Annotated in this window: 4 protein-coding genes; 2 read left to right on the forward strand and 2 right to left on the reverse strand. The window is 46.4% G+C overall.

The genetic code is table 11. The features are described 5' to 3' along the window. Positions 1–70: 70 nt before the first annotated feature. Both nhaD and ABW391_RS28520 read right to left on the reverse strand, forming a co-directional pair. Complete coding sequence (nhaD, locus tag ABW391_RS28515) at positions 71–1,348, reverse strand: sodium:proton antiporter NhaD (RefSeq protein ID WP_353485308.1); 1,278 nt, start codon at positions 1,346–1,348, stop codon at positions 71–73. Positions 1,349–1,381: 33 nt separating this feature from the next. Then, positions 1,382–2,347, reverse strand: a complete 966-nt coding sequence (locus ABW391_RS28520) for a D-2-hydroxyacid dehydrogenase (protein WP_353485309.1) — start codon at positions 2,345–2,347, stop codon at positions 1,382–1,384. A 113-nt stretch (positions 2,348–2,460) separates the two neighbouring features. Between ABW391_RS28520 and ABW391_RS28525 the strand changes: the two genes are divergently transcribed. Together ABW391_RS28525 and ABW391_RS28530 are read left to right on the forward strand one after the other, a co-directional pair. Continuing rightward, entirely contained in the window at positions 2,461–2,706 is a 246-nt protein-coding gene (locus ABW391_RS28525) for a hypothetical protein (protein ID WP_353485310.1), read from the forward strand. 142 nt (positions 2,707–2,848) lie between these two features. Next, on the forward strand, positions 2,849–4,759 hold the full coding sequence (locus tag ABW391_RS28530) for a hypothetical protein (protein ID WP_353485311.1): 1,911 nt from the start codon (positions 2,849–2,851) through the stop codon (positions 4,757–4,759). The last annotated feature ends 90 nt before the right edge of the window (positions 4,760–4,849 follow it).

A 4,849-nucleotide genomic window follows, 5' to 3' on the forward strand; every position in this document is an offset into this window, starting at 1 on the left:
TTTAAAGGTTTTATAAAATTTAGAAAAACAGAACAGAAAGCCCTGTTTCAAGAGCGTTTAGTTAGAAAGCTCACCAAAACAACCCCTGCAAGTAATACACCCCAATCCCGGCGCAATAACTCAACGCTGCAATCCAGCTGATTTTCCTGAAATACCAGCCAAAACTGATTTTTTCCAGCCCCATTGCCGCAACGCCGGCGGCGGAACCAATGATCAGCATGCTGCCTCCCGTACCTGCACAATAGGCCAACATTTCCCAGAATCTGCTGTCGGCAGGAATTTCAGTCATGGAGTACATGCCCATTGCTGCTGCAACCAGCGGCACGTTGTCGATGATGGCCGACAAAACGCCCGTGATGATCACCACTACGTCTAGATTGCCCACATTGCTATTGAGCCATTGCGCCAGACTTGGCAAAGTACCCTGCGTTTCCAGTGCGGCAACGGCCAATAAAATGCCCAGAAAAAACAGGATGGAAGGCATGTCCATGCGCTGTAGCGCGGTAAGCACCGAAAAAGCTTTTTTCTCTTCGTGTTCCTTGCTGCGGTGAATCAGTTCGGTCAGGTACCAAAGGATACCGAGTGCTAACATCATGCCCATGTATGGTGGCAAGTGAGTCGTTACCTTGAATACGGGGACCAGCAGCAGCAAGACCAATCCGGAGATCAGGATCAGGCTTTTTTCATTTTGACTGACTCCTTGTACCTCATTCGCATCAGCTTTCGGCATGCTTTGAAGTTGTCCTTTGACCTGCAAGCTGATCAAAAACAAAGGGACAATTAGCGCAGCCAGAGAGGGCAGAAACAATTTGAGCATGATGTTCGCTACCGAAAGTTGCCCGCCAATCCACAGCATGGTCGTGGTTACATCGCCAATCGGCGTCCAGGCACCCCCTGCATTGGCCGCAATAATAGTTGCACCAATGAAATACAGGCGATCTTTGGGATCAGCGATGAGTTTTTTCAGCAAAACCACCATCACGATCGTAGTCGTGAGATTGTCGAGAATGGACGACAAGAAAAACGTCAACACTCCTACGGTCCACAACAAGCGCTGTTTGTTGTTGGTTTGTATGAGTTGGCTGATGACCTCAAAGCCCCGGTGGGCGTCAATCAATTCTACAATGGTCATGGCTCCAACCAGGAAAAACAAAATCCCGGCAATTTCGGCAAAATGCATGCCCAAGGTTTCATTCAATCCATGCAAATCGGCCCCCGAAAGGCTGTAACAAGTCCAGCACAACACCCCCGTGACTACTGCAGTAGCAGCTTTGTCGATGCGTATATTGTGCTCAAGGGCGATCAGGATGTATCCGATGATGAAAATGATAATGCTGACAAATTCCATTTTTTAAGTTTAGCACTGAAACTAATCTAAATACTACCCTACCACATTCTGCGGTTTGCCCCGCAAGAAAGAAGCCACATTGCTCACCGTGATTTCCAACAAACGCTGACGTGCTTCTTTGCTCGCCCAAGCCTGGTGGGGAGTGATGATGCAATTGGGCAATTCAAATAGGGGATGATCGGCTCTTGGCGGTTCGCCGTCCAGTACGTCCAGTCCGGCGCCAGCCAATTGGCCATTTTTGAGGGCTTGATAAAGATCGGGTTCGTTGATGAGTTCTCCGCGACCCGTATTGATCAAAAAAGCGCTGGGTTTCATGCGTTGAAGCAAATACGCATTGACGATGTGGTGGGTTTTGTCGTTGAGTGGTACGGTAAGACTTACCACATCGCTGGATGCAAACAAGTCTTCGATGCGCACAAAAGTAACACCGACCAAGGCATCTCGTTCGGGATGGCGGTGGGTAGCTATAACCCGCATGCCCAGAGCCATCGCGATGGAGGCTACCTTTTGGCCAATGCGGCCAAAGCCAAGGATACCCATGGTTTTGCCATTCAACTCGACCAAAGGTTTTTTCCAATAACTAAAATCGGGTTGATTGCTCCAATCGCCATTGAGTACGCTCTGGTGGTGCAGGGCAACATGATTTGTCAATTCCAGCAACAGCGCAAAAACCTGCTGGGCAACGGAATAGGTACCGTAACCAACCGCATTGGCCACTGAAATTCCCTGTTCTTGGGCAGCTACCAAATCGATGTTGTTGTAACCTGTAGCGCTGACACAAATGCAGCCCAATTTGGGCAATTGTTCCAGGTGTGCCCTGGAAAGGACTACTTTATTGACAATCAAAACATCGGCATCTTTGGCACGAAGAACGATTTCCTCAGGTGTAGATCGATCGTAAATTTGAACTGTTCCGAGGTTTTTCAGCTCATTCCAGCTCAGGTCTCCTGGGTTGAGGGTGTAACCGTCTAATATTACTATGTTGGGTTGTTCGCTCATTGGTTGTTTTAAATTCCGGGTCAGAAAGGTACAATTGGAAAGTAAAAAAAGCGATTTTTATGGAAAAAGACGTAATTTGAACTTATTGAATTTTTTCCCCAAAATTCCGTCCCATGAAAAAAGCCATTGACGACTGGAAATTTCTGGTTTTGGCCTGCCTCACTTTAGGGTTGGCGCCCTTTGCGCCCCAGCCCCACCTGGTCAGCAAGCTAATCTGGTTGAGAGATGGTGCAAAAGGCCAGGACTGGCTGGATTGGGCTGATCTGCTCATGCATGGACTGCCCTGGATACTGCTGTTGCGCTGGATACTGTTGGTTTTTTTTCGTTATTTGAGAAAAGAAAAACCCTCAAATATGTAACTTTCGCATTTTATGACGTTAAGAGCAAGGTGTAAATTGTTCTAAAAAGTAAACATCGATGTTGGGTAAAATGCTTTTTCCAGCCAAGAATGAAACGCTGCGATTTTCATTCGCCATTTCTATCTTTTCCACCGCATGCTTAATGCTGTGCTGTGTTCAATCCTCAAAAGCCCAATTTTCCATCTCTGCTACTGAAGTGGAAAGCTGGCTAACGCCAACGCCTGTCTCTTCTGATTACAATCTGAACTCGGCATATGTTTACCTGCTCAATCCGACTGCGCTGCAAAACGTGTTTGAAGGAGAAGGACTGAACAAAGGCGAGAAAAAAGATGTGGGCCTCAAAAAAGGAGACTATCCACAGTATATGTACCTGGCTGTCAATATCAAAGATCCTGTAAATGAAGCCAATACGCTCACCATTCCGTTGATGATTCACGATGTACGCAATCCGAATATATCGCAGCGCCTGGTGGAATACGGTGGTCGTTTTTTAGAAAACATCCCCGATGATAACCTGAAAAGCGACATTGTAGCCAAAGTCAAATTTGAAGCTTTCAAAGGCAACAATTCCAATGAATTTTGGAAAAAAACTGCCGAAATCTCTCTGAATTTGGGTCGTACCGCCACCAGTATCCTCAAAAACCCCATCGCGGGAACCTTTTCAGCATTGTCTGATCAGATCATCCCGCAGGTAGACAAGGGACTCAAGTCAATGGGGAATCTGGAAGACCCGCAAAAAATTGTCAGTGAATTTTACATCAAGCTCTTGAACAAAGAATTGAGCGGGTTGTATGAAGAAAAGGTCGTATCGGCCATTTTGTACCGTATCCACTGGGATGTGGAAAAACCGGTTCGTTCCAAATTTTTTAACAATGCTCGACCCAATCGCGTCGATGACTTGAAGAAAATGGTCAACACCACCACCGCCCCCTTTATCCTGGTAGTGAATACCAAAGCGGAATACAATACCGATCACTCGCAACTGGCCTACAATCAGCAGTACATTGAGAAAAAAGCCAAGGATTTTCGCAAGATTCAAAACGCCAATAAGCGGGAAGTAGAAAAATCGTTTTTGGAAATCATCAAGTTTGCCGTAGAGCTCAACAAGCAGATGGACTTTTTCCAGAACAGCCTCAATACCAAATACCCCGATTGGTTGGCCTATTCAAAAGTCATCGAACTGTATTATCACGTCCACGATTTGCGCCAGGATGAATTGAGCAAGTTGGTCAATCAAGAACCCATTATCCGCGACAAATACACCCGTTTGTACAGCAATATACACAATGATGTGGATTTGTGGTTCGGAACCGAGTTGATGCAAAAAGCCCGCACTGTAGCAACCTATTTGCTCAACAACCAGGGGCCATACAATTACGGCAAGCGCTCGCCTCGGCAGATATATGAAGACATTGAATTGCTGGAATATTACCGCGATCGGGTCAAGCAAATCGAAATTCAAGGCAAGTTGCCCAAAGAAATCGAGGCATTGGAAACTTACGACCTGACCTTGAGCAAACTCAAAGAAATGGAAACGGCTTTGTTTGAGGCCGATTTCACCCCCGATCCACGGGTTGATTTGGAATCCAAAAAATCCTGGTTGCTCAACCGCGCCAGCCAGGTTTATCCTTTGTGCCAGATTTGTAGCCAAAGGGTAGGGGAGAAGATCACCGCGATTGAAAACGCTTCTTTTGAGCAAAACCTGCGCCAATACCGCGAGATCTCCGCAGGGTATTACAGCAAACTGGAATGCTTTGAAACCGTAATGAACAACCTGGCTACTTACATCAAGGCAAATAAGGATTCGGCTTCGGTTTCACCACTGGTTTATGCTTCGGTCAAACAAGATCGAGAAGATTTTGTTAAACTCGTCAACAACTATAGTGAGATTGCGGGTAAAGACCACACCACCTTGAGTTCAAAAGACTTGTCGGAGTTGATCCGCCGCTACCAGATCAATCGGGAGAAAATGCTCACCATCGTGCAACGCCTAAGAGGCCTGAACCTGGTGAATGGTGGATTAACCTGCTTGAACGAAGAAATAAAACCCTGACCTGGCTCGCTGGTTATAGTTGACCCATATTTGACCCATATTTGTCACATCTTTGCAAATCTTGCTTTTTGTGCCGATGTTTGCGCAGAA

This window comes from Haliscomenobacter sp. (assembly GCF_040403615.1).
Taxonomy (GTDB): Bacteria; Bacteroidota; Bacteroidia; order Chitinophagales; family Saprospiraceae; genus Haliscomenobacter.

Bases quoted from the DNA above. Each gene is read 5' to 3' on its own strand.
- nhaD (WP_353485308.1), bottom strand. From the start codon at position 1,348: ATGGAATTTGTCAGCATTATCATTTTCATCATCGGATACATCCTGATC.
- ABW391_RS28520 (WP_353485309.1), bottom strand. From the start codon at position 2,347: ATGAGCGAACAACCCAACATAGTAATATTAGACGGTTACACCCTCAAC.
- ABW391_RS28525 (WP_353485310.1), top strand. From the start codon at position 2,461: ATGAAAAAAGCCATTGACGACTGGAAATTTCTGGTTTTGGCCTGCCTC.
- ABW391_RS28530 (WP_353485311.1), top strand. From the start codon at position 2,849: ATGCTGTGCTGTGTTCAATCCTCAAAAGCCCAATTTTCCATCTCTGCT.